This is a genomic window from Streptomyces niveiscabiei, assembly GCF_001419795.1.
GTDB classification, from domain to species: domain Bacteria; phylum Actinomycetota; class Actinomycetes; order Streptomycetales; family Streptomycetaceae; genus Streptomyces; species Streptomyces niveiscabiei.
Map to the genome: position 1 here is coordinate 279 of NZ_LIRL01001402.1, position 942 is coordinate 1,220.

The 942-nt window shown below is 74.1% G+C and carries 1 protein-coding gene; it reads left to right on the forward strand.

Features of this window, described 5'->3' with window-relative positions:
- Positions 1-942, forward strand: a 942-nt coding sequence (locus AOK24_RS44480) for an acyltransferase domain-containing protein (protein WP_240554430.1), incomplete at both ends; no start/stop codon positions are given.

Below are 942 nucleotides of genomic sequence, written 5' to 3' on the forward strand. Positions count from 1 at the left end.
CGCGGTCGCCGGGCACAGCGTCGGCGAGTGGACGGCGATGGTCGCGTCGGGCCTGTACGACGCGGCCGAAGCGGACGCGTTCATGGCCGAGTTCGACCCCGCCTCGCTGACCGTCCCGGGCCTGGCGTTCGGCGCGATCGGCGCGCCGGCCGGACAAGTCCTGGACGCCATCGCCGAGTCGGGGCACAGGGACGTCGTCCTCTCGCACGACAACGCGCCCGGCCAGTCGATGGTGTGCGGCCCGGACGCGGCGGTCGAGGAGTTCGTCCGCGCCTTCCGGGCCCGTGGTGTCATCAGCCAGGTCCTGCCGTTCCGTTCGGGTTTCCACACCCCGATGTTGCGCCCCCACCTCGCCCCCATCGAACAGGCCGCGAACCGCTTCCGCCTGCACCGCCCGACGGTCCCCCTCTGGTCCGGCACGACAGCGTCGCCCTTCCCCGACGACCCGGCGGCGGTACGGGCGTTGTTCGTCCGCCACCTCCTGGAGCCCGTCCGCTTCCGCCAGTTGACCGAGGCCCTGTACGACGCGGGTCACCACGTCTTCGTCCAGGTCGGCCCCGGCCGCCTCGGCTCCCTCGTGGACGACACCCTCGGCACCAAGGACCACCTGACGGTCGCCGCCAACTCCCCGCACCGCGAGGGCCTGCCCCAACTCCGGCGCGTGGCAGCGGCGTTGTGGGCGGCCGGCGCGCAGGTGATCCCGGCGCTCCCACCCCAACGAACCACAGCAAAACCCGCACGCCCTCAACCAGCCCCCGTACGCCTGGACTTGAGCGGCGCCCTCGTCTCCCTCCCCCCTGAGTCCCGCCCTGTCCTGCGCCCGGCCGCCTCCGACCCGCTGTCCGCGCTCGCCCCCGACCTGCCGATCGCCGCCGAACTCAGCGCGCTCCTGCGGGAGACGGCCGATACGGCGAGCGCCCTGATGCGGGCCGCCTCCGCGCC